Raw genomic sequence first — 24,669 nt, forward strand, 5'->3', positions numbered from 1 at the left:
GGTATCCATGCAAGTGTCCCAGCGCCTCCCGCGGGATCAACTCGTGTCGATTCTTTATTCGACGCATCGCCGCGCCTTGGGGATCAAGCGCGCTTCGCTTCCCGGTGACTTCCGCAATAGCCAGGACATTGAAGCTAGCGAATATTTAAGCGAGGTCCCGCCTGGTGGGTCAACTCTCATTATTGAATTCGAACTCCGAACTTCCGAGCGAGAAATATGCTCAACGAGGACCGGTCTAACAGGAAGGCAATTGGACACCTGGGTTTGAAATAACCAAAGAGTCGTATCTACTTCAAAACGATAAGGAGGCAGTCAAATGAAACTCATGGTTATTGGTTTAGGACAGTGCGGCGGCCGTCTAGCCGACGATTTTATCACTCTACAGAAACGGGCTCACGATTTTCGAAAAGTGGAAATCCTGACTGGTGTTTATGTGGTAGACACGGACGCCTCTTCACTCCGGGGGCTATCGCAAGTGCCCCAAAAAAACCGATTGGTAATTGGTGAAAATAAAACCCGCGGCAGGGGAGTGGGCAGACAGAGCGAAGTGGCGGCGCAAATTGCTCGCGATGAGGGATTCAAGGTTATCGATGCAATCAGACAATCCAAGCGATTTGCTGAATCCGATGCCTTTCTTCTGGTTGGGGCTACCGCCGGTGGTACTGCCGCAGGGTGTATGCCGGTTATCGCTGAAATCTTGAAGGAAAGGTTCCGCGATCTCCCGGTATACGGAATTGAGGTATTACCCTTCGAGCATGAAGAATCTTTGGAAAAGATCAATGTCACGAACACTGCGTATTGCCTGGTTAACTCCAAGGCGAACATGGACGCGGTTTTCGTCATCGACAACCAGCGGTATGCGAAGAAAGGTTTGTCCTGGAGTTCCAATATTTCCGAAATCAACCGTGCCATCGTTGAGCCATTTTATGGGCTCCTTTGCGCAGGTGAAGAAAAGAAGCGGCAGCACATCGGCGTCAGTATGTTATCAACCAGTGATGTCCAGAGCATGTTGAGTGGATGGACAACTATTGGATACGGCAAGACCTTGATACCGATGATTACTTTGCCATGGGATAAGCAAGGTGATGAGACGACCAGCGGCCGCAAGGCAATGGAGGAGGCCATCAGCGAACTTTCGGTTCAGTGTGATACCAAGCAAGCAACCAAGGCTATGTATCTGGTTTCTGCTCCTGAAAAGGAGATTGGTACTGACCTCGTCAAATACCTCGGGGAGTTTATGAAGAGTATAGCTCCTGAAGCGCCTATCAGGTACGGCGATTATCCGGTCGAAAAAGGACTGGTTGATGTGACGGCGGTCCTATCTGGTTTCCCGACTTTCGAAAAAATCCAAGGGTATTTTACATCTATGGACAAGCAATTGGCTGAAATGCCTAAAGCGAGCGAAGTCCAAAAGGTGGCATGACACTAATACCCGGGATTGAGAAAACTAATTTTACCGATTACCGGGGGAACAGCTATGTTTAATAAGATACTGGTATGTCTTGATGGTTCAAAAGAATCCGAAAAGATTTTGCCCTATGCTGAGGCTCAAGCCAAAGCCTTCGGTAGTCAATTATGTCTCGTTGAATCGGTTGGACTTGGAGTTATGCAGTCGCAAGATTTCCGCGCTCCCGATCTTCAAAAAAAGCTTGAGAATGAGGCAGTTGGTTATCTGGCGATGAAAGCAGCCGAGCTTCGCTCTAAAGGGCTAAAAGCCGAATATTCAGTTTTCCGTTCAAACGAAGCTGGCGAATCAATATTGGACTGCGCCGAAGAAGGAGGATACGACCTTATCGCGCTGGCAACCCATGGCCATTGTGGCTTGGTTAAATTCCTTAGCGGAAGTGTCGCTGATCATCTCCTGCACAAGTCCAATGTGCCTCTTATGATAATAAAATCAGGTTGATAAACCGAAACCCCCACTTTCGTGTAACACCTAGCAGTGAAACCTCGGTTCTTCGGCTTTCAGCTTAGGCTAAATAACGCCACAGTATTTTGCCCGCAAACGAATCCCGATGCTATAATCCGCCCGCGAATAAACCCGGTTGTCTCACCTTTTTGCCTGTTCAATACACTAGTGTGATCGGAGAATACGCATGCCAAAGATAACGAGTGTCAAGGGCCATGAAATCCTGGATTCACGCGGCAATCCCACAGTGGCGGCCACAGTGGTTCTGTCAGACGGGACGAGCGGTTGGGCGGCGGTGCCTTCCGGCGCCAGCACCGGTACTCATGAAGCTGTCGAACTGCGGGACAAAAACCCGCAACGCTACAACGGCAACGGCGTCCTCAACGCCGTCAAGAATGTCGATACCGAAATTGCCAAAGCCCTGAACGGAAAAGAAGCTACCGCCCAAAAAGACTTGGACGAGACGATGATCGCCCTGGACGGCACAGATAATAAAGGCCGCCTGGGCGCCAACGCCATGCTCGCCGTCTCGCTGGCCGCCGCCCGAGCTGCCGCCAACTCCAAAAAGGTGCCGCTGTTCCGGTACCTTAATCCGGATGGAGGATATACTCTGCCCGTCCCGCTTCTTAATATCCTGAACGGCGGACGGCACGCCACCAACTCGACCGACCTGCAGGAGTTCATGATCGCACCCGCCGGCGCTCCGAGTTTTTCCGACGCGCTGCGAATGGGTTCCGAAATATATCACGCCCTAAAAGCCCTGTTGAAAAAACAGGGCTACGGCACCAATGTCGGAGATGAAGGCGGTTTTGCGCCCTCGCTCAAGTCCAACGCCGAGGCGGTCGAGTTGATCGTCAAGGCCATCGAAAAAGCCGGCTACGCCCCGGGAAAAGATTGCTTTATCGCCCTTGACCCCGCTGCTTCCGAACTCTACAAGGACGGAGTCTACGTTCTTGAACGGGAAGGTAAAACCTTCTCTTCGGAAGAGTTTATCGACTTCTACGCCAAATGGGTTGCCGATTACCCGATCATCAGTATCGAGGACGGATTGTTTGAAGATGACTGGAACGGTTGGAAACTGCTGAACCAAAGGATCGGCAAGAAAGTGCAATTGGTCGGTGACGACCTCTACGTCACCAATATCAGGCGTCTGGAAAAAGGCATCTGCGAAAAGTCGTCCAATTCGATTCTGATCAAGCCGAATCAGATCGGCACTCTCACCGAAACCATCGCCGCGATCAGGATGGCGCACGACAACGGTTGGACGGCTATCGCCAGCCACCGGTCAGGCGAAACCGAGGACACGACCATCGCCGACCTGTCGGTCGCCCTGGCAACCGGCCAAATCAAAACCGGAGCCCCCTGCCGCGGCGAGCGGACGTGCAAATACAACCGCCTGCTGGCGATCGAATCTGAGTTGGGCGCCGCCGCGAAATACGCGGGAATGGCGGCTTTCAAACAACACTAGCGGATCTTATCCCGGTTTCCTGTCGTGGACGACCAACTCCGAGAGAGGTCTGCGAGTCCTGTTTTTGGCGTATCCTTCGGCATAGCCCAGGGGAGTGAAAGCAACCGGTTCCCATTCGTCCGGGATATTCAGGACTTTGCGGGCTGTCGGCACGTCGAAAGCGGCTACCCAACAGGTGCCCAGGCCTTCGTTGACGGCTGCCAGTACCAGGTGATCCATGACGATGGCGGCGTCAACATCGGCGTAATTTTTGCCGTCGTGCCGTTTCCAGGCCTTGTCTTTGATGCCGCAGATACATATTAGTATCGGAGCTTTGGAGAACCAGGCGGCGGGATAAATCTGCTGAAGCTCCAAATCACGATCTTCAGTGTGAATTACCAGGATCCGGAAGGGCTGGCGGTTGGCGGCGGTAGGCGCGATGACCGCCGCTTCAAGGACTCGCGCCAGGACATCGTCAGGGACGGGATCCGAGCGGTAAGATCTGACCGAATAGCGCTGTTTGATGACCTCGGTAAATTCCACAGATTTCCTCGCCGTATTTTGATATTAGAATTATACTACGCTAAAAACCCAACTCCTCAGTCGAAATTATCATCGCCCGGCAGGATAATTCGTTATCAGATATAATAACGGTTCAAACCTAGTTCGTATTGTTTCAGGACGCTATTCCGTTCATGGTTCGACAGGCTCGCCACGAAAGGAATAAGAGAGAATTTTGACGAGATTGATTGAATGAAAAGGATCGGCATTACGACGACTGTGCCCGTCGAAGTTATCCTTGCCGCGGGCGCTGTCCCGGTAGACCTTAACAATCTCTTCGTCAGCGATGGCGACCCGGCATCGCTTATCGCCGCGGCGGAACGGGCAGGTTTCCCGCTCAACACGTGCGCCTGGATCAAGGGTATCTACGGGGCTACCCTCAAATACGGTATCGAAGAAGTAATCTGCGTCACCGGCGGCGACTGCTCGAACACCCTGATGCTGATGGAGGTGCTGCGGCACCGGGGCGTCAAGACGATCCCTTTCGCCTATCCCGGCGAACCCGATCAAGGACAGGTGAAAGCAGCTATCGAAACTCTGGCCTTTAAACTGGGCACAACCGCCGATGCCGCAGAGTCGGTCAGGCAAGACCTGGCATCCGTGCGCGCCTTCAGTTCGGAATTGGACCGCATGACCTGGCAAGACAACAAGGTCAGTGGCAAGGAAAACCACTACTGGCTGGTGTCTTCATCCGATTTCAACCAGGACGTGAAGCGGTTTTCAACAGAGCTTTCCGAAGTCATCAACGAGGCAGCCGAACGCGAGCCTCATCCACCGACCGAACTCCGCCTGGGATTCGCCGGCGTTCCCCCGATATACGCGGCAGAATTATACCCGTTCTTGGAAAGATGCGCCGGGCGGGTGGTTTTCAATGAGGTCCAGAGGCAATTCTCAATGCCCTACAAGCTCTCAAACCTCACCGAACAATACTGTAGATACACCTATCCCTATGAAACCTCCGGCAGAGTTTCGGACATCAGGCAGGCGATAAAGGAGCGCAGGCTCGACGGTGTCATCCATTATGTGCAGTCATTCTGCCACCGGGCTATCGGCGACATCATCATCAGGTCGGAACTGGATGTCCCGGTATTAACGATCGAAGGCAACGCCGATTTTGGATTGTCACAGCATTTAAGGACCAGGCTGGAAGCATTTCTCGACGTGGTGCGATTTCAACGCCGGTCCCGATAGTTACACTGGAATGGTTATTCGCATTTATTTTCAAGCTCCATTTCTGATACCATTAGTTGGATAAAAAACCCTACCAAAATTTGAAGCAGGAGGTATCATGGTAACCCGCATCGGTATCAATGGATTTGGTCGCATCGGCCGCCTGACTTTCCGGGCTATGAAGAAGTACCACCAGGATGAACTCGAGATTGTCGCCATCAACGACCTGGCTGACACCGCCACCAACGCTCACCTGTTGAAACATGATACCAGCTACGGCGCTTATCCCGGAACAGTGGAGGCCGGCGAGGGGTTTATCACCGTTGACGGCAAAATGGTGAAAGCCTTCTCCGAGAAAGAACCGAACAAGATCCCGTGGGGAGACTACGGTGTCGACATCGTCATCGAGTCGACCGGACGTTTTTCCGACAAGGACAAGGCGGCGCTGCACCTGGGCGGTGGAGCCAAGAAAGTCATCATTTCCACCACATCCTCCAACGCCGACCTGACGGTAGTCATGGGTGTGAACCAAAAGATGTACAACCCGGCCAAGCACGTGGTAATTTCCAACGCTTCCTGCACCACCAACTGCGTGACGCCGATGACCAAGGTAATCTTCGACAAATTCGGCATTGAAAAGGCGCTCATCAACACCGTTCACGCCTACACCAACGACCAGAGCCTGCTGGACATCTACCACCAAGATCTCAGGCGGGCCCGCGCCGCCGCTCTGAACATCATTCCCACCACCACCGGCGCCGCCAAGGCTGTGGCACAGGTCATCCCGGAACTGAAGGGACTGATCCACGGCATTTCTCTCAGGGTCCCGGTCGGCAGCGTGTCCATCGCCGATCTCACCGCTATCGTCAAACGAAAGGTGACCGCTGAAGAAGTCAACGCGGCATTGGAAGAAGCCGCAAACGGCGAACTCAAGGGCATCATGTCATTCTGTAAGGAAGAACTGGTAAGTTCCGATTTCAGGGGCGACCCCGCCAGCTGCGTCATCGACGCGGCTTCAACCATGGTCATGGACGGCAACATGGTCAAGGTGCTCGGTTGGTACGATAACGAATGGGGATATTCCACCCGCCTTGGCGACCTGGCGGCCTACATGGGCGCCCAGGGCTTCTAAAGAAATAACCCGGCGCGAGAGAGGGGCTGAATGAGCCCCTCTTTATTTTCGTTGCCAGAGGCAGATTCTTGTACTACAATGCCTCAAATAGATGGATAACTGCCGCAAATACAAAAACACCAGATTTAAATTACCCGGGCTATTGCTATTGCCTGTCGCGCTTTTTGCCTTGGGATTTTTACCGGTGACGGTATCAGCGGCAGTTCCCGGTAACCAAGAAAGCGCCGTTTCCGGCATTCATTACCAGGTGACAGGCACCCCAACGACCTCCGCGCCGGCAGAACTGGAGGTCCCGTCCAACTGGTGGGTCAATATGCTGGCGGCGGCCGCCGGCGTTCTGTTGGCCTACGGCGTTTATTACCTGAGACTGCGAGCTATCGCCCGGCAAAAGGCGGTGCTGGAATCCGAAGTGGCAATGAGAACCGCCGAACTTAAATTACTGAACGAGGAATTGGACCGGGAAATACACCGCAGGGAGGAATTCAACCGTGCCCTTGTCCATGAACTGAAGACGCCGCTGACGGCCATGCTGGCGTCGGCGGAATTATTCGTCGATGAATTGAACGGCGATCCCAGGGTGGAACTGGCAAAAAACATTTACCGGGCGGCCCAAAATCTTGATCGCCGTACCGATGAACTGCTGGACGTAGCCCGCGGCGAGGTTGGGATGCTGACCATATCGCCTGCCTCAGGGGATGTGCGGCAACTATTATTCTCAATGGCGGATAACATTAAAGCCGCGGCCGCGCGAAAAAAACAAACGTTATCGGTCGATATTTCCCCGGAATTACCCCAGGTGTCAGTTGATGAAGACCGGCTGAGACAGGTGATGTATAATTACCTCACCAACGCCGTTAAGTACACCCCCGAAGCTGGGCATATCACGCTCAGCGCCCATGGCGACGCCGGAGAACTTGTGGTTGAAGTAACCGATACAGGGCCCGGAATCAGCGATGATGGTCAGAAAAGGCTCTTCGAACCCTATTACCGGGTGCCGCAGCGCGGGGGAGAGAGGCTTTCAGGGCTGGGACTGGGGCTTGCCCTGTCCAAGATGATCATCCAATTGCACGGCGGGCGAGTATGGGTCAAAAGCGCCCCTGGAAAAGGTTCTTCCTTCGGGTTCGCCCTGCCCGGGCTGGGCCGCGCCCCGGAGGTGAAGGGATAATTATGAAAGTACTGATGATTGAGGACGATGCCCAGATAGTCGACTCGGTAGCCTGGGCATTCCGGATGCGCTGGCCTGACGTTGAATTCACGTCCACCGACTCCGGCGAGCGCGGCGCCTCCCTGGCGAAGGAGACGCGTCCCGACCTGGTGATCCTGGACCTGGGGCTGCCCGACATACCCGGCTTTGAGGTCCTGAAAAACATCCGCCAATTTTCGACGATGCCGATAATCATCCTCACGGCAAGGAAAGACGAATTCGACATCGTCAAAGCTCTTGAAGCCGGCGCCGACGATTACCTTGTTAAACCCTTCAGGCAGATGGAACTGCTGTCCCGGATCAAAGCCTTGTTGAGGCGATCCGCCTCTCCGGCGCCCGAATCAACCATGTCTGTCGGCGAACTCAAGCTTTCACCGGCTACCGGGGTACTTCATTATCAAAACAAAGAAATCCCCCTTACTCGGACGGAAGAAATCATAGTCAGCAAACTGATGCAAAGCGCGGGCGGAGTAGTTACCTATACCGCTTTAGCCGAGGCGCTATGGAATGATTACTACCCCGATTGCGTGGCGGCGTTGAGAGTATATATCAGGCAGTTACGCCAAAAGATCGAAGCCGATGTGGATAATCCCAAGGTAATCCTGAACAAGCACGGCGTGGGTTACATGCTGGCCAACTCCGCCAGGCCAACGGAATGAACCGGTCAACCCGCTCTCCGGGCGGGCCGGATATGAGGCGTCGATGGGTATCCTGAGCATGTCGCTTGGCATCGTGAGCCTGTTCTTACTGGGGATCGGGACGGCGACCGATACCCGCTTAATGGTCGTCCTGACAGCGGTCCCCGCTATTGGGGGGATTTTCTCCGGGCTGGCAGGTTTGGCCAGGAAGCAAAAGCGGGCGGCGGCTTGGGGAGGTGTCGCCGGTTCCAGCATAGCACTGGTTGCCGGCGCAATAATTTACGGCATCGGACATAACCTGTGATAAGCTAAACATCGAGTGGGAGTATAGGCATGGAAGAAAACGAAGCCCCAAACCTGCCTGACGGCATTGACCCTTCCAGGTTTCGCAGCATCAAGGTGTTTATTTACACCACCACCGGGGTATTCTCCGGCTATACCTATTGCCAATACCAGCAGCGTTTACTGGACGCCCTCAACAAGGGATTCGTAACATCGAAGCTGCAGAGCGGGTCGGACTTTTTACCGTTGTTCGATCTCGATGTTTTTTCACCGGGGATACCGACGAGACACATGGACACGGTCTACATCAGGAAAAACAATGTCCTCATGGTCGGAGAGACTGAAAGCCCAAAATCAGGAACCTCAGCCAGCGCCTACCCTATCCGCCGAAAAAAAACGCTGGAAACGATAATCAACCTGCCTCAGACCAGCGTAAAGGGAAACATGTACGCCGAGATGTGGGAAGAACTGCAGGACTCCTTGAACCGGAGCGACCAGTTCATTCCAGTGACTGACGCCGATATCGCGCCGGAGTTGCCCAGCGGAATAAGCCACTCAAGTTTTGTGGCGGTCAACAAAGACCACATTGTTTACGTGGGCAAGCAATAAGCTCCAGGTAATTGCAGACTTATCAAACTAGGACTTGCGCGAAAACTGTTCCGCGATGTCCCCTGCTACAGGCAACCTGAAGAGAGAACCCTGATACGCCTTTATCATCAGGACAATCCACAAGACAAAGAACAAAACGGATAGGGCGACGTTAATGCTTGTGGCAACAGCGGAGAAAAACCATCCGCCGCGGACGGTATTGAACATAGCCCCGATTATGCTCAGTCCGCCGAAGGTGACGACCGACTGAATGGCGTGGAATCTCACGAAACGGTTATCAGGTTCCAAGATGAGAAAAATGACGCCGGTAACCCAGGCTCCGGCATAGCATAACAGCCCGGCAATATTCTCCTGTAAGCCAGTCGAGGTCTTTTCCACGTTAGATCCTTTTATGCTGAAGGCTGGATTATCCCGGTAATACAAGGATAATCAATGAAATCAGCGGGACGCTTCCTGTTTCAATTGGATATAGTTCAACAGATCCGACCGGGAAATCAATCCCCGCAGTTGCCCCCCTGAGATGACCGGCAACTGGTTGAAGCCCTCACTCTGAAGCAGTTCCAGAGCCCTGGTCAAATCATCATCGGGAGCCACGGTTTTCACTGAAGCGGCGGGCGTCATAATTCGGTCGATGGTCTCCACCGGCCAATTTTCACGGGAGGAACGCTTGATGTCGGTCATGCTCACCAGACCCGACATCCGGCCGTCTTCCATCACCGGCAATGCCCGCTGGCGGGAATCCAGCATGATAGATAATGCCTGTTCAATGGTAAGGTTCGGTTGCCCGGTTTTAATTTCCGGCTTGGCAATCTCGCGCACTTTCACACCTTTGAGCGTATCGAGCAAAACCGATTGCTGCAGACTGGCTGAAGCAGCCGAAGCGAGAAACCATCCGACAAAAGCGAGCCAAAGACCGCTGATGCTCAAGGTGAATGCCAGCGCGATGCCGCCGAAGATAAATATATAGGCTATGATCTGGCCGGTTGTGGCGGCGATCCTGGTGGCCTTCATTGCGTCGTGATTGATCGTCCACACGATGCTGCGAAAAACGCGGCCTCCGTCGAGCGGAAAGCCGGGCACCAGGTTGAAGGCGCCTAAAATCAGGTTGATTTGCCCAAGATAGACCATGACGGCGTTAAAAGCGGTTTTTGTCCCGGAACCGCCAGCCGCGAAATAGATGGCCAGAAAGATACCGCCCAGGATGAAACTGACTACCGGTCCGGTGACCGCCATCCTGAATTCAGCGCCGGCACTCTCCGCCTCACGGGTGATATTGGAGGCGCCGCCGAAGATGAACAGCGTAATATCCTTTACCGGGATGCCGTTGCGGCGAGCCACGATGGAATGCCCGATCTCATGGGCGAGAACCGAAGCGAACAACGCGATGCTGGAAACGGCGCCCAGCAGCCAGTATTCCGCGGTGCTGCCATCCGGCAGCAGGGAAGGGAAATAGCCCGCAGCCAGGGACCAGGTTAGAAAAGCAAAGATCAGAAGCCAGGAAACGTGAATGCGTACCTCTATACCCAGTATCCGTCCCAGTCTAAAAGAAGAACGCATTTCGGGCCTCCTTGGCGCTCAGGTTTCTATTCTATGCACTCGATGGTGAACCGGTGGACAAAAGCAGGCGCCACGACTTCGATAATTTCCCCGGCTGAATGTCCGATAATGGCTTTACCGATGGGAGAAGCCGGCGAAATCCGGCCCGTTTTCGGGTTTACTTCCCTGGTGGTAACCAGGGTGTAGACGGTTACAACGCCGGTTTTCTGGTCCCGCAGGGTGACCTTGTGGCCCAATTCGGCGGTGGCTCCGGCCAGGCATTCTTTCTGTTCACTGATTACGGCGTGCTTAAGCAAAGTTTCCAGTTCTTTGATCTTGCCATCTATCTTGGCTTTTTCTTCCCTGGCGGCGTGATAGGGGGCGTTTTCCTTAAGGTCTTTGTCGGCGGCGGCGCGCTTGATGTCCTCGATCACGTGAAAACGCCGCTCTTTCAACCCGGACAGTTCCTGCTGCATTGCCGTTTGTTTCTCCGGCGTCAGCACCAGCCGCTCCACTTCCGGCAATCTGACCGCCGCGGCAGCCTTAAGGCGCGAAGGAGACTTTTTAGCTTTGAGATGAATTCCGTAGTTTGTTTCTGTCCAGCCCTTTTTGGCAGCGAATCCCAGGAATTCCCGTAGCGCTTTCATGCGCTCACCGCCATCCGCACCGGAGGGTTGACCATCGGCGTATTCGCCCAGTTTAGGCGGCGAGAGGTTTTCGATCTGATTGCCGCCGCCGTACCAGCGTACAAAATTCATGATCGCCGGGGTCACGGCATCCCGCTTGGCGGGCGAAAGAGTCCCCAGGTAGGCTACCGCGGCATCGGCCAGATTTGATGGTAATTGAATTTCGTTCGGGGTCATCCATACCTCACATAAAAATATCGATTACTTAACAAACACTTTAGAATAATTCGGGTGTCGCCTTCAATTAAAAGTATATACTCAGCCTTCCCCTGGGACAAAACCAAACGTCTTGCACGCAAAGGAAACGCAGACCCCGTTCATACATTGGCGAACACGTAAATTACGACCAGAACGGCGATAATCAGATATTCGGGCGCGTCCAAAAAAGGCGGCAGCCATTTCCGCTTCACCAGGGCGCGGATCGCCAGGCCAAGAAGAGCGGCCACAACCAAAGCAAAGGCCAGGAAAATGTGGTATTGGATGATGATGCTGGCGGCGCTAAGCACCATTGTTCTCCCGCTCAGCCTTTTCAAACTGGAAGAACAAAACGCTCATGGTGAAGATACTGATCAACATCAACAGGCCAGCCGTGGCGATGTCAGGAATATCCAGCTGGTTGGCGGCATCCCAGATGCCGTGAAGCACGGCCGCCAAAACAAAGATACCTAATATCTGAGCGGTATTGACCCTGCCGCGGGATCTCTGCAGCCAAAGAAAGACACAAATAAGCGCGGTCCATGCCGGGTGGCCGAACGGCGTGAAGAAACCCCGGGTAAGCATGGTATAGCCGACATTGCCGCCGTCGGCGAGAACGATTAGCCCTTTACCGATGGTTTCCAGCACGGCGAAACCCATGCCGGAAGCCGCCCCGATCAAAATGCCGTCGGAAAGTTTTTTAAAGCGCCATTGATAGAAAAGTATCAGGGGAAAAATAATCTTGGCGGATTCCTCAATCACGCCCACAGAAAGATCGCCCCCCAGGGTTCTGGTGACTCTAAGGTTGTATTCCAGAAAACCGGCGATGATCAGTCCGATAGCGCCGCCCACCATGAAGACATTCGCCAGGTCCCTGGCGGTGACGCCGCCGCGGTAATCCAGGCGGTTGAATAGGAACACCATGACCGGAATTGGAACAGTACAAGTTCCGACCAAGATCAATACGGCAGCGGCAATGCGGTTATCGGTCTGGCTCCAGATCAAATAGGCGCCGATGGAAACAACCAGGAAAGCGAAAAACAGCCTCCTGGGATCGCGCAACAAGTCTTTGGCGGCCTTGATCACGCGCACCGTCCAACGGTCGTCCCCAGGTATTTTGAGGCTAGTTCCATGGCGCAAAACTCGCCGCACATGGTGCACGCGGAACCGGAAGTCTGATGGGCGCCGTGGCGCCGTTTGGATAACTCGGGATCGATGGAAAGTCCGGCCTGGGCTTCCCAATCCAGTTCCTTGCGGGCACGAGCCATCTTAAGATCCCAATCCCCTGCCCCTTTTAACCCCTTGGCAATGTCGGCAGCATGCGCGGCGATGCGGGAAGCGATGACGCCTTGCTTGACATCCTCGACATCCGGAAGGGCCAGGTGTTCCGCCGGCGTCACGTAACACAGGAAATCGGCGCCGTGCATCGCCGCCAAAGCTCCGCCGATGGCGGAGGTGATATGGTCGTAACCGGGCGCGATGTCGGTGACGAGCGGCCCCAGGACATAGAACGGCGCATTGCGGCAGACCGATTTCTGTAATTCAATGTTAGTCTGTATGCGGTTCAGCGGAACATGGCCGGGCCCCTCGACCATGACCTGAACGCCGGCAGAACGGGCTCGGTCGACAAGTTCGCCCAGGGTCAATAGTTCCTCGATCTGGGCGCGGTCGGTGGCGTCGGCGAGGCAACCCGGTCTCAAGCCGTCGCCGAGGCTCAGGGTGACATCATATTCGGCGGCGATTTGAAGAAGCCGGTCGTATTGTTCGTACAGGGGATTTTCACGGCGGTGATAGGCCATCCAGCCGGCCAGCAATGCGCCGCCACGCGACACGATGTCGGTGACCCGGCCTTGCTCCTTCAAGCGGCTGATGACGGCGCGGGTAACGCCGCAGTGCACCGTGACAAAATCAACACCTTCTCGGGCATGATTTTCAATAACTTCAAATAGACCGTCGGCGGTCAGTTCCACGATGGAACCTCGGGTCATCCGGGCTGTCGCGCCCGCATCGTAAATCGGAACGGTACCCAGGGCTATCGAGCAACGTTCGAGGACTGCCTGTCTGATAGCGACTAGATCTCCCCCGGTCGAAAGGTCCATGACCGCGTCAGCGCCGAAATCCTGGGCGACGGCGAGTTTCGCTAATTCATTTTCCAGGTCGACACAATCTGAGGAAGTGCCGATATTGGCGTTGACCTTGGTGCGCAGTCCCCAGCCGATACCGCACGGTTTCAAATGCCGGTGGTTGGGATTGGCTGGAATGACGACCGTCCCATCAGCCAAGCCCTCTCGGATGGTCTCCGGCGACAGTCCCTCGGCGGCGGCCACCGAGAGCATTTCGGGTGAAATAATACCCTTGCGGGCGAGTTGTAATTGTGTCGTCATTCAGCGGCACCGCTTTCCTACGCTCGGATTATCGAGTTCAGGTGCCAGGGTTGTCCGATAGGTGGACTCTCAGCAGGCTCGCACCCCTAGCGGTCTGGTTCGGTTAGCATAACATAATCTCCAATGGCAGGACAAAAATTGCTATAATCTGGGACATGATTCTACCCACCCTGAGAACCGGCGCCGAAGAACTGGGGTTACGTCTTTCCGAAGAGCAGTTCGGCCAATTTGAGAAGTATTTTCACCTGCTGGTTGAATGGAACGGGCGGTTCAACCTCACCGCCGTTACGGATTACACCGGGGTTCAAACCACGCATTTCCTGGATTCACTGAGCCTGGTCAAATCCGGGATCGATTTCGAAAGTCTCAAGGTAATCGACATCGGCGCCGGAGCGGGTTTCCCGGGCTTGCCTCTCAAAGTCGCGTTCCCCGCGATCAAGCTCATCCTGCTTGAGGCAACGGGGAAAAAGGCGGTCTTTTTGAAGGAAACGGCGGCAGCGCTGGGGTTGGAAGGAGTCACCGTGCTGAATGCCCGGGCTGAAGACGCCGCAAGGCAGCCTGATTACCGGGAAAGAATCGACCTGGCAGTCTCCCGCGCGGTGGCTTCACTGGATACTTTATGTGAACTGTGCCTGCCCTTCTGCCGGGTGGGGGCGACCTTCATAGCCATGAAAAAGGGCGAGATCGCCTCCGAGATCGAATACGCGAAAGCGGCCATTGAAACCCTCGGCGGGCGGCTTTACGAGGTAAAGGAAATCTCCCTGGCCGGCCTGCCCGACCCCCGACAACTGGTCATTATCGAGAAGATCAAACGCACCCCGCCGGAATACCCGAGGCGCAGCGGCATCCCGGCTAAAAATCCGCTGCGATAACGTTGCCCGTATATGCTGCGAATAGTAGAATAATCATTGAATCTGCCTGCCGGGAGGCTGCAATTGCCAAACCTTATCACCGACGACCTGGAAGCTCTCCTGGATACCCTCCCCGTTGAAATCCGCCGCCCTTTGAGCCTGCAACCTGATCTGAGCCAACTCGTGGAAGTGGTTATGGACCTGGGACGGGCGCCTGAAGGCCGGTTTGCCGAGCGAGAAGCAGTCTTACGAACCGAAGAGGTCACGGAAGCGGACCTTGAATACGTTATCGCCAGGGTAAGCGCCTTCGGGGCGGACAACCGGGCGGGGATAGAGAGAACGCTTCACCGGATTTCGGCTATCAGGAACCGTAAAGGCAAGGTCATCGGTCTGACATGCCGGGTTGGTCGGGCGGTCTTCGGCACCATAAAGATTATCGAGGATCTCATACAATCCGGTAAAAGCGTACTGCTCCTGGGGAGGCCGGGCGTGGGGAAGACGACGATGCTGCGGGAGGTGGCCCGGGTCCTGGCCGACGACCTGAAAAAGCGCGTGGTGATTGTAGACACCTCAAATGAGATTGCCGGCGACGGCGACATCCCCCACCCTGCCATCGGGCGGGCACGGCGGATGCAGGTGGCCATGCCGGACATGCAGCACGCGGTGATGATCGAAGCGGTGGAAAATCACATGCCGGAAGTCATCGTCATCGATGAAATCGGCACGGAGTTGGAGGCTCTGGCGGCGCGGACCATCGCCGAGCGGGGCGTTCAGCTGGTCGGCACAGCCCATGGCAACACGCTGGACAACCTGATGCAGAACCCGACCCTTTCCGACCTTATCGGCGGAATTCAGGCCGTCACCCTGGGCGACGAGGAAGCCAGGCGGCGCGGCACCCAGAAAACGGTACTGGAACGCAAAGCCCCACCGACCTTTGATATCATAGTTGAAATCCAGGAGCGCGACACCGTAGCGGTACATTGCGATACTTCGGAGGCGGTGGACGCTCTCTTGCGGGGCAACGAGCTTGAAACTGAAATCCGATCGGTGGGCGAAGACGGTGAAGTCAAAACCACCCATGCCGCGCCGGAAGCGGTCCAGGCGGAAGGGCGGCGAAGAGCGGCGGCTCAGCCGGTGGCGGAAACCCCGAGCCTCTACCTGTTCGGCATCAACCGTTCCCGCCTGGAGCAGGTGGCGGAAGAGATGCACGTGAGGCTCAACATCACCGAGAAATTAGGTGAGGCGGGCATGCTGGTAACCTCCCGCAATTACTTCAGGCGCCGCCCGCAGCGCATCCGGGATGCCGAGGCTCATAATCTGCCTGTATACGTTCTCAAAAGCCACACTCCCGCCCAGTTCCGGCAGTTCCTGGGCATGCTCTCCCGTCATGAACCTGAGCAGGCTGAAGAATCCGGTGCGCTCAACCGGGCATTATTCGAAGCGGAAGAAGCGGTGCATCGCGTCAAGAGCGGCAGCGAACGGGTGGACCTGTCGCCACAGAGCGCTTACATCCGCCGGTTGCAGCACATGGTGGCGGAGCGGGCCAACCTGAAATCTGACAGCCAGGGCAACGAACCCAACCGCCGGGTCAGTATCTTCAAGGAGTAGCGATGTCATTGTTCGTAACTTTTGAGGGCGGCGAAGGATCCGGGAAGAGTACCCAGGCCGGGATACTGGCCGAACGCCTGGCTACGGCGGGACTTAAGGCCGTCTTGACCCATGAGCCCGGAGGCACCGGCCTGGGTGAAAAGATCACCCAGTTGCTCAAATGGAGTGAAGACGAACATATCTCGCCTTTGGCGGAAGTCATGTTATTCAACGCCTCGAGAGCCGAACTGGTCAGCCGGATCATCAAACCCGCCCTGGCATCCGGGAAGGTCGTTGTGTGCGACCGGTACGTAGACTCCACGCTGGTGTACCAGGGCTACGGCCGGGGTTTGACTGTTTCTACGGTAAAAGCCATCAACTCCATGGCCGCCCAGGGTTTGATGCCGGAGATTACCTTTTTCCTCGACCTCCCGGTGGATGAAGGCGCGCGCCGGAAATTCGGCACCAAGGCCGACCGCTTCGAAAGAGAAAGCACCGATTTCCACCGCCGCGTCCGAGACGGATATCGAGCGCTGGCGGCAACTGAGCCCTCACGTTGCGTGGTGATCGACGCATTACTCCCCAAAGATGAGATCGCAAACATTATCTGGAACAAAACCCTGGCGGCGCTTGAACTCCGCGCCTCCATGATGCCATGACCCGTTTCAGGGTAGCCGTCGCCATGAGCGGAGGCGTAGATTCCTCCGTTGCCGCGCTACGGCTTAAAGAAGCCGGCTATGACGTCAGCGGAGTTACCATGCGGCTCACCGGCTTACCGAACAGCATCGCTCTTGCCGATTCCGCCTCGATCATCGCCGCCAAAATGGGAATCAGGCACTATATCTTCGACCTCACTCAACAGTTTCAAAAGGATGTAATCGACTATTTTTGCGAAGGATACCGGGCGGGCCGGACACCGAATCCGTGCATCATCTGCAATCAGCAGATAAAGTTCGGCGCTCTTTTAAAACTCGCCGAAACAATCGGCGCCACCTATCTGGCAACCGGTCACTACGCCAGAATCCAAAGCGACGAGACCGGATATCACATTTATAAAGCCACGGATCCACGGAAGGACCAGTCATATTTCCTTTACCGGTTGAGCCAGGCTCAGCTTAGCCGGGTAATTCTGCCCCTTGGAGAGCTGGAAAAGGACCGCGTCCGCCAGATCGCCGCAGATGCCGCCATCCCCGTTCAAACAAACGAAAGTCAGGATATCTGTTTTCTTGAAAGCGGCGACTACCAATCGTTTTTGGAAAGCCGTTTTCCCATGGCGCCGGGAGAAATCATCGATACGCGGGGCGAAGTTGTCGGACGGCATCGAGGCATAGCCCGATACACTATCGGGCAGCGCCACGGACTTGATATCGTCGCTAATTGCCCTCGATACGTCACACGTATCGACGCCGTGAGGAACCAAATCACCGTCGGTGACGAAAACGCGCTCTTTCAACACGAAGTCAGAATTGAAAACATTCACTGGATCTCCGGGTCGTGGCCGGCGGACGTTTCCGGACTGTCGGCGAGGATCAGATACCGCATGCCGGATTCATGTGTCACATCCATAGAACCCGATTCTCCGGATTCAGCCGTAATTGCCTTCGAAAAACCGGTGAGGGCGGTCACCCCGGGGCAATCGGCGGTCATATACCGGTGCGACGAGGTGCTGGGGGGTGGTATAATCACCGCCTGATGCCGGGAAAGATGATCTGTCCAACTTTCAGAGAAGAAAACGCGCTCTATGACCGCGGACTGACTCTCATTGCCGGAGTGGACGAGGCGGGGCGCGGCGCTCTAGCCGGCCCGGTAGTCGCCGGAGCGGTCATCCTGGCCCGACGCCGGAGATGCGGCTGGCTTAAAGACATCCGCGATTCGAAAATGCTGACGGCGGAAGCGCGCGAGGAACTCTACCGGGCTATTACTTCCGAAGCCGTCTCTTTCGGGGCGGGGATCGTTTCTCACATATACATCGACGAGAACGGCATCGCGCCCGCCACCAAGCTGGCGATGAAATTGGCGATAGAAGCCATGTCCTCCAAACCGCAGGCGTTGTTGATAGATTACCTGACATTGCCGTCGTTCAATCTGCCTCAAAAAGGCATTACCGACGGCGACGCGCTGTGCGTTTCTATCGCCTGCGCTTCAATCATCGCCAAGGTAACCCGCGACAGGTTGATGCAGCGCCTGGATACCGAACATTGCGGCTACGGCCTGGGACAGCATAAAGGTTACTGCACACCTGAGCACATCCAGAGATTGAATAAGCTGGGACCGTCGCCCATTCACCGATATACCTTCGACCCGGTAAATTCGTTCAGGTCGCTACTTTGAATAAACAGCAGACGGGCAGGCTCGCCGAGGTAATTGCAAGAGAGTATCTTGAAAAGGAAGGCTTCCGGATCAAAACAACCAACTGGCGCTGCCGTGAATCAGAGATCGACATCATCGCCGAGCAGAACGGCGAAACAGTTTTCGTCGAAGTCAGAGCCAAATCATCTGCCGAATTTGGAAGCCCCGCAGAATCCGTTACCCGCTGTAAGCAGGAAAAACTGATCGCCGCCGCTGAGCGCTACGTCTCTGAGTCGGCTGATCCGGCGATGCTCTGGCGAATCGACTTCATCGGTATCGAGTTTACCGCGTCCGGTCCCCGCCTGGACCATATCCCAAACGCCGTAGACGCCATCGAGTAACCGGATTTTGTCGCCGTCAACTGCGTGATGATAAAATCGTAAGAATTGATCTTAAAGCAGATCGAATGAACAGCCAAAACCTGCGTATCATCGATGCCAATCTCGACCGCGCGACCGAGGGCTTGCGGGTCCTTGAAGACATTGCGCGGTTCACGCTTGACGACATCAACCTTTCCGCCAGGCTTAAGGCGATGAGGCATGCCATCCACCAGTCTTTCCCCCACCAAACCGTTGACTTGATTTCAGCGCGTGACAGCGCCGGGGATATTGGCCGTAAGGTCGAACACCAAAAGGAACCGGCCTCACACCTTGCCGATACGGTGGTTGCCAACGCCCGTCGCGTCGAACAGTCACTCCGTGTCCTTGAAGAAATATCGCGGGTGCCGGGCATATGCCAAAATGGTCTGGTTTTTGAAGAAGCCCGCTATGCGATTTATGCCATCGAAAAAGAAATCTTGTCGCGCTTGAACCGGTCCGCCAAGGCTGAGAGGCTTAAATTCTATAAAATCGCCCAAAACCAGGCGCAATTGTCGCAGGCGGTCGAAGCGGGCGCCCAGGCTATTCAGTTGGAGCGTGGCACACTTGCGCCAAACCATTTTTACGACCTTGTCCAGGAATCGAAAACGCGCTGCGCCGAAAACGACGTGCTTTTGATCGTCGAAGACAGCGTTGATATCGCTCTGGCAGCCAACGTTGATGGTGTCGCCCTGGATGAGTTTTCGCTGCCGATTTCAGTCGTCCGGAAACTGCTGAAAATAGACCGTCTTATCGGTTATGCCGCGAAAAGTCCCGAAGAGGCCGTCCAGGCGCAAAGCTGCGGCGCCGATTACATACTCTGCCCCGAAGTCCTGAACCTTGAAATTTCAACGGCGGTCAACATCCCGGTGGTATCGCCGGTACATGAGGATTGAAATCATGTCCGAAACTTTCAATGAACGGCTCGACTCCATTATCGAATCCATCCGCCAATCTTTCACCGAAAAGGATGGCGCCCGCGAAAAAGCACTGCCGCTTTGCCGCGAAGCGATCAGGCACTGCTCAGAGTCAATCAGGTCCATTCACCGGCATCAATTCGATGACGCCGGGAGATCCCTCGCAAAGGCCAAATCCCTCATCGATGAAGGTGAAGCCACCATAAAGTCCTGCGAGGAACTGTCCAATACCGCTTTCTTCCGGGACGCCCAGAAGGAGTATTCGGAAGGAAGCATCACTCTGGCTATCACCACCGGCAGCCCGATTCCCACTCCTGAGGAACTAGCCGTCGATTCGGCCGCGTACCTGAACGGCATGGGCGAAGTAGTGGGAGAACTCAGGCGCTACATTTTGGACGGGATGCGTTCCGGAGACCTTTCCAGGGCTGAAGAATTACTGTCTGATATGGATTCCATCTATGAGGTCCTGGTGACCATGGACTTCCCGGATGCCATCACCGGCAGCCTGAGAAGGACTACGGACATGGTCCGAGGCATTCTTGAGAAGACGCGCTCCGACCTTACCCTGACGCTTCAGCAGAAGCGGCTGGAAGAACGCCTTGACGCATTCAGCGACCGGCTCGGAAAATAATGCTTTAGCATTGTTTTCGCGGCGGGTTGACCAGGAATGGATTGTGATCCCGTTCAAACCCGATGGTCGTCGGGTCGCCGTGGCCGGGATAAACCTTGATCTCATTATCTAAGGCGAGCAACCGGGTGTTGATGCTCTCAATGATCACATCGTAGTCGCCGCCCGGCAGGTCCGTCCGGCCGATGCTGCCTTCAAATAAGGTATCCCCGGTGAAAACTGCATCCTGCCCGTATAACGCGATGCCTCCGGGGGTGTGGCCGGGAACGCTCAACACGGTGAAGCGCAATTCACCGACGGAGAGTTCCTCCCAGCCTTTTAACAGGATATCGGGGTGGGGCACCGGTTGGTGAATAAAACCAGCGAGTCGCGCCAGCATGCCATCATTCAGGGACGCGGCGTCAGCCTGGTGAACCGCCAGCTTGGCGCCGGTGGCTTTCCTGACCGCGGCGGTGGCCGAAACATGGTCAAAGTGCCCGTGGGTCAGGACGACGAAGCTGATTTTCAGACCCAACCGGCCTATCGCTTGAATAATATCTTCGGCGTCGTCACCGGGATCGATGACCATACCTTGTTTCGTCTTCTCGTCGCCGACGATGTAACAGTTTGCCTCGATGGGACCGACAACAAGGCGTTCAATGATCATTGGCGTTCCTTCCAGGAAGCGTTTTCTCATATTGTAGGGAAATCCTCGGACCCTGTCATTCAGGAGGGCGTACCTTTTAACCGAACCCGGATTCAGGTAAAATACGTGAGATGAATCAGCCATCCCAAAATCCACCGACCCCCAGCCCTTTGAAATTTCGCGCAAGCTTCATCATCCTGCCGCTTCTCTGCTTGCTGGCAACGATAATCATATCGGCGGTTTACTACGGCCAGTTACCGGATAACGTGACTTTCAGGTTCGATATTCACGGAAATCCCTCAGCCGAGATGGCGAAAACCTCATTTATCGTCCTGATGATCGGCATCCAGGCTTTGCTAACCCTCGTCGCCTATATTACTACCTCAGCTATCGGAAACATCCCGGTGCTCCGCGATAACACCGATAAATTCAAGTTCAACCCGGGACGCCTTCTGGCGCTTATAGGGAATATGCCCGCTATTATCCAGTTGATCATGGCCTACGTTCTGGTGGATGCCGTTATCTACGCCAAACAAGCGGAGCATATTATCCCGCTGTGGGTCTTTGCCGTAGTCACCCTGGTTATAGGCGGGGGTATAATTCTGGTTTTTGGCGTTCCTATCGCCATCAAAGGTTACAAAGCGATAACGGGCGTCGAAGAAAAGAAAAAGGACTAAGCGGCCGTTGAGCATTTTCTGAGGCATTTGAGATTCTTCGCTTCGTTCAGAATGACATTGGGTTTATAAGGAGTAATTACTTGGCCGAAAATCAAAGCAATCATGTGGAAATGGAAAAGATCGTCTCATTGAGCCGCCGCCGCGGCTTTGTATTTCAATCTTCCGAAATTTACGGTCCTCCTGGCGGCTGCTGGGATTACGGCCCGCTGGGAGTTCTGCTGAAGAACAACGTCAAGCAGGCGTGGTGGCAATCGATGGTCCAGGAGCGAGACGACGTCGTCGGCGTCGACGCATCGATATTGATGAACCCCAAGGTGTGGGAAGCCTCCGGCCATGTCACCGGATTTTCAGATCCGATGCAGGATTGCATGGTCTGTAAAATGCGCTGGCGTCCCGGTGATTTCGAAGGCACGGTATGCCCGGCCTGCGGCGGAAAGCTGACCGAGCCCCGGCAGTTCAACCTGATGTTCAAGACCTTCATGGGACCGCTCGAGGATACCGCCAGCGTCGTTTACCTCCGCCCTGAAACGGCACAGGGCATCTTCACCAACTTCGATAACGTGCTTAACACCCAACGCAAAAAGCTGCCCTTCGGCATCGGCCAGATCGGCAAGAGCTTCCGCAACGAAATCACCACCGGCAATTTCATCTTCCGCAGCCGCGAGTTCGAACAGATGGAACTGGAGTATTTCGTCAAACCGGGTACCGACGAAGACTGGCATGCCCACTGGCTCAAGACACGGCTTGAGTGGTATGTCTCCCTGGGAATGAAAAAGGAACACCTGCAGATGCGCGACCACTGCAAGGAAGAACTGGCGCACTACGCCAAAGCCTGCGCCGATATCCAGTACCTGTTCCCCATGGGCTGGAGCGAGCTTGAGGGCATCGCCAACCGGCAGGACTTTGATTTGAAACAGCACTCCAAGTTCAGCGGCAAAAACCTCGAATATTTCGATGAAGAGACCAAAGAACGCTTCACACCTTACGTTATCGAGCCTTCCGCCGGGGTCGACCGCTCTGTTCTGGCGTTCATGTTGGACGCCTACACCGAAGAACCCGACAAAGATGAGATACGTACCGTTCTCAAGCTCCATCCACGGCTGGCGCCCTACAAAGCCGCCATCCTTCCACTCTCGAAGAAGGAGCCGTTGACCACCCTGGCGAAGGAGATCTACGCCTCCCTGCGTAAAGCCTGGATGGTTACCTACGATGAAGCCCAGAGTATCGGCCGCCGCTACCGTAGGCAGGATGAGATCGGCACGCCGTACTGCATTACCGTGGACTTTGATTCCTTAAACGATAAGATGGTTACGGTTCGCGATCGCGATACCATGACACAGGATAGAATTCCGATCGATGAGATCAAAGCCTACCTGTTCCCGAGGCTGAAAAGGGAGGGGATGTAGGCGAGAAACCCGGGTCGTTCCGATAGCCACCATGGATCCTCCGCTTTCGCGTAGGATGACAAGACGATGAAAATCATTCACTTCGCTGACCTGCACCTGGGCGTCGAGGTCTATGGTAGGCCCGACCCCACCACCGGCCTCGACACCCGGCTTTTAGATTTCCTGGCGGCCTTCGATAAACTGGTTGATTACGCTATCTGCCAGAAGGTTGACCTGGTTCTTTTCTGCGGGGATGCGTTCAAAAGCCGCGACCCGTCGCAGACCCAGCAGCGGGAGTTCGCCCGCCGTATCCGGAAATTGGCGGACGCCGGCATCCCGGTGTTCCTGCTTATAGGAAACCACGATCTTCCGGCGGCCTCTGGACGAGCGACCTCCACTGAGATTTATGAAACCCTCCGAATTGACAAGGTCACCGTGGCGGCGCAACCGAAGGTTTATAACATCGAAACGGATTCAGGGCCCGTTCAGATTGCCGCCCTGCCTTGGCCTCGAAAAAGTACTCTAGAAGGCAAAGCTCAGAGCGAAGGACAGAGCCTGTCCTCCGATGAACTTAAAGCCAAGATCGAAGGGGCTATGTCTTCCAAAATCCAACAAATGGCGGATGCCATCGACCCGATGCAACCTTCGATTTTGGCAGCCCACATCTGGGTTGACGGCGCGGCTACGGCTTCCGAACGAAAATTCATCCTCGGCGCCGAACCTACCGTTATGTTAAGTAATATTGCCTTGCCCGTTTTCGATTATGTGGCTCTCGGCCACCTGCACAAGCGACAGGAACTGAGTGGAACGCCACCCGTGGTTTACAGCGGCAGCCTGGAACGGCTGGATTTCGGCGAAGAAAATGATGATAAAGGTTTCTACGTTATCGAGATAACCGTTCGCGACGGACGGAAAATTGTCGGGCACCGTTTTCAAAAACTGGACGGCCGCCGTTTCCTGACACTTGAAAAGACCCTCGATGAGGAAGATCTGAACCCTAACGCGTCAGTCCTGAAACTGCTTGCCGACCGCCGGGAAGATATCAAGGACGCCATAGTCCAATTAAAAATCAAAATGCCGGAATCACTGGCTCCCCTGCTCCGCAACGCTGAGATCAAAAGCGCGCTCAAAGACGCCTATTATTTTGCGGTCTCGCGGGAGATTGAGCGCCAGGCACGAAATCGATTAGGCGCCGAACACGATGAATCTTTAACCCCGATGCAGGCATTGGAGAAATATCTCTCGATGAAAGGCGTCTCAGAATCTCGAAAGAAAGAATTGATGGAAAAAGCGGAAGATTTGATAGCGAGTTTAGGATCATGAATCCCAAAGATAAAATAAATACAAGGGCCAGTTTTCGGCCCCCTATGGGCGGGCGGGCGGGGCAAAGACCCGCCCCTACGGGTGAACCGCTGTTGGGCGGGCGAACAGCAGCAGCCCCAGCGCAGAACCCGTCGAAAATTAAGCCTTCCAGGCAAGCTCCAGGCAGGCAAGGCAGCTCTTCGCAACGGTGTAAGAGCGGTCCACAACTGGAAATTCCG

28 protein-coding genes and 1 riboswitch are annotated in these 24,669 nt (G+C 55.0%); of the genes, 20 read left to right on the forward strand and 8 right to left on the reverse strand.

Annotated features, from left to right (window positions below; all coding sequences use genetic code 11):
- The first annotated feature begins 316 nt into the window (after positions 1 to 316).
- From Dform_RS04805 to eno, 3 genes are all read left to right on the forward strand, one after another.
- Positions 317 to 1,423 carry an FtsZ/tubulin family protein gene (locus tag Dform_RS04805; protein ID WP_083635354.1) on the forward strand — a complete coding sequence of 369 codons (1,107 nt, stop codon included), beginning with the start codon at positions 317 to 319 and terminating at the stop codon, positions 1,421 to 1,423.
- Positions 1,424 to 1,477: 54 nt separating this feature from the next.
- Entirely contained in the window at positions 1,478 to 1,906 is a 429-nt protein-coding gene (locus tag Dform_RS04810) for a universal stress protein (RefSeq protein WP_076004006.1), read from the forward strand.
- A 190-nt stretch (positions 1,907 to 2,096) separates the two neighbouring features.
- Positions 2,097 to 3,377, forward strand: a complete 1,281-nt coding sequence (gene eno / locus Dform_RS04815) for a phosphopyruvate hydratase (protein WP_076004007.1) — start codon at positions 2,097 to 2,099, stop codon at positions 3,375 to 3,377.
- A 6-nt stretch (positions 3,378 to 3,383) separates the two neighbouring features.
- Here eno and Dform_RS04820 read toward each other — a convergent pair whose 3' ends face one another.
- Complete coding sequence (locus Dform_RS04820) at positions 3,384 to 3,899, reverse strand: nitroreductase family protein (protein WP_076004008.1); 516 nt, start codon at positions 3,897 to 3,899, stop codon at positions 3,384 to 3,386.
- Between the two features lie 210 nt (positions 3,900 to 4,109).
- Between Dform_RS04820 and Dform_RS04825 the strand changes: the two genes are divergently transcribed.
- The 6 genes from Dform_RS04825 to Dform_RS04850 all read left to right on the forward strand — a co-directional run bounded on the left by Dform_RS04825 (position 4,110) and on the right by Dform_RS04850 (position 8,952).
- A complete protein-coding gene (locus tag Dform_RS04825; protein WP_076004009.1) occupies positions 4,110 to 5,108 on the forward strand; it encodes a 2-hydroxyacyl-CoA dehydratase family protein in 999 nt (332 codons plus the stop codon).
- A 97-nt stretch (positions 5,109 to 5,205) separates the two neighbouring features.
- Complete coding sequence (gene gap, locus Dform_RS04830; RefSeq protein WP_076004010.1) at positions 5,206 to 6,219, forward strand: type I glyceraldehyde-3-phosphate dehydrogenase; 1,014 nt, start codon at positions 5,206 to 5,208, stop codon at positions 6,217 to 6,219.
- Between the two features lie 148 nt (positions 6,220 to 6,367).
- A complete protein-coding gene (locus Dform_RS04835; protein WP_158513469.1) occupies positions 6,368 to 7,384 on the forward strand; it encodes a sensor histidine kinase in 1,017 nt (338 codons plus the stop codon).
- Positions 7,385 to 7,386: 2 nt separating this feature from the next.
- A complete protein-coding gene (locus Dform_RS04840) occupies positions 7,387 to 8,082 on the forward strand; it encodes a response regulator transcription factor (protein WP_076004012.1) in 696 nt (231 codons plus the stop codon).
- A gap of 43 nt (positions 8,083 to 8,125) precedes the next feature.
- The gene (locus Dform_RS04845; RefSeq protein ID WP_076004013.1) at positions 8,126 to 8,365 is read left to right on the forward strand and encodes a hypothetical protein; all 240 of its coding nucleotides are present in this window, start codon (positions 8,126 to 8,128) and stop codon (positions 8,363 to 8,365) included.
- A gap of 29 nt (positions 8,366 to 8,394) precedes the next feature.
- A complete protein-coding gene (locus Dform_RS04850) occupies positions 8,395 to 8,952 on the forward strand; it encodes a DUF6812 domain-containing protein (RefSeq protein ID WP_076004014.1) in 558 nt (185 codons plus the stop codon).
- A 27-nt stretch (positions 8,953 to 8,979) separates the two neighbouring features.
- On the opposite strand, the gene Dform_RS04855 is transcribed toward Dform_RS04850, so the two are convergent.
- From Dform_RS04855 to thiC, 6 genes are all read right to left on the reverse strand, one after another.
- Positions 8,980 to 9,330: a DUF4870 domain-containing protein gene (locus Dform_RS04855; protein ID WP_076005064.1), complete on the reverse strand. Its 351-nt coding sequence runs from the start codon at positions 9,328 to 9,330 to the stop codon at positions 8,980 to 8,982.
- A gap of 60 nt (positions 9,331 to 9,390) precedes the next feature.
- Positions 9,391 to 10,509, reverse strand: coding sequence for a site-2 protease family protein (locus Dform_RS04860; RefSeq protein ID WP_076004015.1), 1,119 nt, complete (start codon positions 10,507 to 10,509; stop codon positions 9,391 to 9,393).
- 26 nt (positions 10,510 to 10,535) lie between these two features.
- Positions 10,536 to 11,351 (reverse strand): GreA/GreB family elongation factor, encoded by an 816-nt coding sequence (locus Dform_RS11020; RefSeq protein WP_083635355.1) that lies wholly within the window; start codon positions 11,349 to 11,351, stop codon positions 10,536 to 10,538.
- Between the two features lie 140 nt (positions 11,352 to 11,491).
- On the reverse strand, positions 11,492 to 11,683 hold the full coding sequence (locus tag Dform_RS04870) for a hypothetical protein (protein ID WP_076004016.1): 192 nt from the start codon (positions 11,681 to 11,683) through the stop codon (positions 11,492 to 11,494).
- Positions 11,673 to 12,455, reverse strand: coding sequence for a PrsW family intramembrane metalloprotease (locus Dform_RS04875; protein ID WP_076004017.1), 783 nt, complete (start codon positions 12,453 to 12,455; stop codon positions 11,673 to 11,675). The genes Dform_RS04870 and Dform_RS04875 overlap by 11 nt, the downstream gene beginning before the upstream one ends.
- A complete protein-coding gene (thiC, locus tag Dform_RS04880; RefSeq protein WP_076004018.1) occupies positions 12,452 to 13,753 on the reverse strand; it encodes a phosphomethylpyrimidine synthase ThiC in 1,302 nt (433 codons plus the stop codon). Before thiC ends, Dform_RS04875 begins: the two co-directional genes overlap by 4 nt.
- Positions 13,751 to 13,851, reverse strand: a riboswitch (TPP riboswitch). It overlaps the preceding gene by 3 nt.
- Before the next feature lie 57 nt (positions 13,852 to 13,908).
- Here thiC and rsmG point away from each other — a divergent pair.
- The 8 genes from rsmG to Dform_RS04920 all read left to right on the forward strand — a co-directional run bounded on the left by rsmG (position 13,909) and on the right by Dform_RS04920 (position 20,444).
- Positions 13,909 to 14,625, forward strand: a complete 717-nt coding sequence (rsmG, locus tag Dform_RS04885) for a 16S rRNA (guanine(527)-N(7))-methyltransferase RsmG (RefSeq protein WP_076004019.1) — start codon at positions 13,909 to 13,911, stop codon at positions 14,623 to 14,625.
- Between the two features lie 63 nt (positions 14,626 to 14,688).
- Positions 14,689 to 16,212: a R3H domain-containing nucleic acid-binding protein gene (locus tag Dform_RS04890; protein WP_076004020.1), complete on the forward strand. Its 1,524-nt coding sequence runs from the start codon at positions 14,689 to 14,691 to the stop codon at positions 16,210 to 16,212.
- A gap of 2 nt (positions 16,213 to 16,214) precedes the next feature.
- Positions 16,215 to 16,850: a dTMP kinase gene (gene tmk, locus Dform_RS04895; RefSeq protein ID WP_076004021.1), complete on the forward strand. Its 636-nt coding sequence runs from the start codon at positions 16,215 to 16,217 to the stop codon at positions 16,848 to 16,850.
- The gene (gene mnmA, locus Dform_RS04900; protein ID WP_076004022.1) at positions 16,847 to 17,884 is read left to right on the forward strand and encodes a tRNA 2-thiouridine(34) synthase MnmA; all 1,038 of its coding nucleotides are present in this window, start codon (positions 16,847 to 16,849) and stop codon (positions 17,882 to 17,884) included. The genes tmk and mnmA overlap by 4 nt, the downstream gene beginning before the upstream one ends.
- Complete coding sequence (locus Dform_RS04905; protein WP_076004023.1) at positions 17,884 to 18,522, forward strand: ribonuclease HII; 639 nt, start codon at positions 17,884 to 17,886, stop codon at positions 18,520 to 18,522. Before mnmA ends, Dform_RS04905 begins: the two co-directional genes overlap by 1 nt.
- Positions 18,519 to 18,881 (forward strand): YraN family protein, encoded by a 363-nt coding sequence (locus Dform_RS04910; protein WP_076004024.1) that lies wholly within the window; start codon positions 18,519 to 18,521, stop codon positions 18,879 to 18,881. The genes Dform_RS04905 and Dform_RS04910 overlap by 4 nt, the downstream gene beginning before the upstream one ends.
- Positions 18,882 to 18,946: 65 nt before the next feature.
- Positions 18,947 to 19,792, forward strand: coding sequence for a thiamine phosphate synthase (locus tag Dform_RS04915; RefSeq protein WP_076004025.1), 846 nt, complete (start codon positions 18,947 to 18,949; stop codon positions 19,790 to 19,792).
- A gap of 4 nt (positions 19,793 to 19,796) precedes the next feature.
- Positions 19,797 to 20,444, forward strand: coding sequence for a translin family protein (locus Dform_RS04920; protein WP_076005066.1), 648 nt, complete (start codon positions 19,797 to 19,799; stop codon positions 20,442 to 20,444).
- Between the two features lie 4 nt (positions 20,445 to 20,448).
- Here the strand turns inward: Dform_RS04920 and Dform_RS04925 are convergent, their stop codons facing one another.
- On the reverse strand, positions 20,449 to 21,117 hold the full coding sequence (locus Dform_RS04925; RefSeq protein ID WP_225973734.1) for an MBL fold metallo-hydrolase: 669 nt from the start codon (positions 21,115 to 21,117) through the stop codon (positions 20,449 to 20,451).
- Between the two features lie 80 nt (positions 21,118 to 21,197).
- Between Dform_RS04925 and Dform_RS04930 the strand changes: the two genes are divergently transcribed.
- The 3 genes from Dform_RS04930 to Dform_RS04940 all read left to right on the forward strand — a co-directional run bounded on the left by Dform_RS04930 (position 21,198) and on the right by Dform_RS04940 (position 24,451).
- The gene (locus Dform_RS04930; RefSeq protein ID WP_145925532.1) at positions 21,198 to 21,743 is read left to right on the forward strand and encodes a DUF1648 domain-containing protein; all 546 of its coding nucleotides are present in this window, start codon (positions 21,198 to 21,200) and stop codon (positions 21,741 to 21,743) included.
- Between the two features lie 110 nt (positions 21,744 to 21,853).
- Complete coding sequence (locus Dform_RS04935) at positions 21,854 to 23,149, forward strand: glycine--tRNA ligase (protein WP_076005068.1); 1,296 nt, start codon at positions 21,854 to 21,856, stop codon at positions 23,147 to 23,149.
- 66 nt (positions 23,150 to 23,215) lie between these two features.
- On the forward strand, positions 23,216 to 24,451 hold the full coding sequence (locus Dform_RS04940) for a metallophosphoesterase family protein (protein WP_076004027.1): 1,236 nt from the start codon (positions 23,216 to 23,218) through the stop codon (positions 24,449 to 24,451).
- Positions 24,452 to 24,669: the final 218 nt, after the last annotated feature.

Source organism: Dehalogenimonas formicexedens, assembly GCF_001953175.1.
Taxonomy (GTDB): domain Bacteria; phylum Chloroflexota; class Dehalococcoidia; order Dehalococcoidales; family Dehalococcoidaceae; genus Dehalogenimonas; species Dehalogenimonas formicexedens.

Excerpts from the sequence above, each read along its gene's own strand:
- Dform_RS04805 (WP_083635354.1), top strand. The coding sequence starts at position 317 with ATGAAACTCATGGTTATTGGTTTAGGACAGTGCGGCGGCCGTCTAGCC.
- Dform_RS04810 (WP_076004006.1), top strand. The coding sequence starts at position 1,478 with ATGTTTAATAAGATACTGGTATGTCTTGATGGTTCAAAAGAATCCGAA.
- eno (WP_076004007.1), top strand. The coding sequence starts at position 2,097 with ATGCCAAAGATAACGAGTGTCAAGGGCCATGAAATCCTGGATTCACGC.
- Dform_RS04825 (WP_076004009.1), top strand. The coding sequence starts at position 4,110 with ATGAAAAGGATCGGCATTACGACGACTGTGCCCGTCGAAGTTATCCTT.
- gap (WP_076004010.1), top strand. The coding sequence starts at position 5,206 with ATGGTAACCCGCATCGGTATCAATGGATTTGGTCGCATCGGCCGCCTG.
- Dform_RS04840 (WP_076004012.1), top strand. The coding sequence starts at position 7,387 with ATGAAAGTACTGATGATTGAGGACGATGCCCAGATAGTCGACTCGGTA.
- Dform_RS04845 (WP_076004013.1), top strand. The coding sequence starts at position 8,126 with ATGGGTATCCTGAGCATGTCGCTTGGCATCGTGAGCCTGTTCTTACTG.
- Dform_RS04850 (WP_076004014.1), top strand. The coding sequence starts at position 8,395 with ATGGAAGAAAACGAAGCCCCAAACCTGCCTGACGGCATTGACCCTTCC.
- Dform_RS04860 (WP_076004015.1), bottom strand. The coding sequence starts at position 10,509 with ATGCGTTCTTCTTTTAGACTGGGACGGATACTGGGTATAGAGGTACGC.
- Dform_RS11020 (WP_083635355.1), bottom strand. The coding sequence starts at position 11,351 with ATGACCCCGAACGAAATTCAATTACCATCAAATCTGGCCGATGCCGCG.
- Dform_RS04870 (WP_076004016.1), bottom strand. The coding sequence starts at position 11,683 with ATGGTGCTTAGCGCCGCCAGCATCATCATCCAATACCACATTTTCCTG.
- thiC (WP_076004018.1), bottom strand. The coding sequence starts at position 13,753 with ATGACGACACAATTACAACTCGCCCGCAAGGGTATTATTTCACCCGAA.
- rsmG (WP_076004019.1), top strand. The coding sequence starts at position 13,909 with ATGATTCTACCCACCCTGAGAACCGGCGCCGAAGAACTGGGGTTACGT.
- tmk (WP_076004021.1), top strand. The coding sequence starts at position 16,215 with ATGTCATTGTTCGTAACTTTTGAGGGCGGCGAAGGATCCGGGAAGAGT.
- mnmA (WP_076004022.1), top strand. The coding sequence starts at position 16,847 with ATGACCCGTTTCAGGGTAGCCGTCGCCATGAGCGGAGGCGTAGATTCC.
- Dform_RS04905 (WP_076004023.1), top strand. The coding sequence starts at position 17,884 with ATGCCGGGAAAGATGATCTGTCCAACTTTCAGAGAAGAAAACGCGCTC.
- Dform_RS04915 (WP_076004025.1), top strand. The coding sequence starts at position 18,947 with ATGAACAGCCAAAACCTGCGTATCATCGATGCCAATCTCGACCGCGCG.
- Dform_RS04920 (WP_076005066.1), top strand. The coding sequence starts at position 19,797 with ATGTCCGAAACTTTCAATGAACGGCTCGACTCCATTATCGAATCCATC.
- Dform_RS04925 (WP_225973734.1), bottom strand. The coding sequence starts at position 21,117 with ATGAGAAAACGCTTCCTGGAAGGAACGCCAATGATCATTGAACGCCTT.
- Dform_RS04930 (WP_145925532.1), top strand. The coding sequence starts at position 21,198 with ATGAATCAGCCATCCCAAAATCCACCGACCCCCAGCCCTTTGAAATTT.
- Dform_RS04935 (WP_076005068.1), top strand. The coding sequence starts at position 21,854 with ATGGAAAAGATCGTCTCATTGAGCCGCCGCCGCGGCTTTGTATTTCAA.
- Dform_RS04940 (WP_076004027.1), top strand. The coding sequence starts at position 23,216 with ATGAAAATCATTCACTTCGCTGACCTGCACCTGGGCGTCGAGGTCTAT.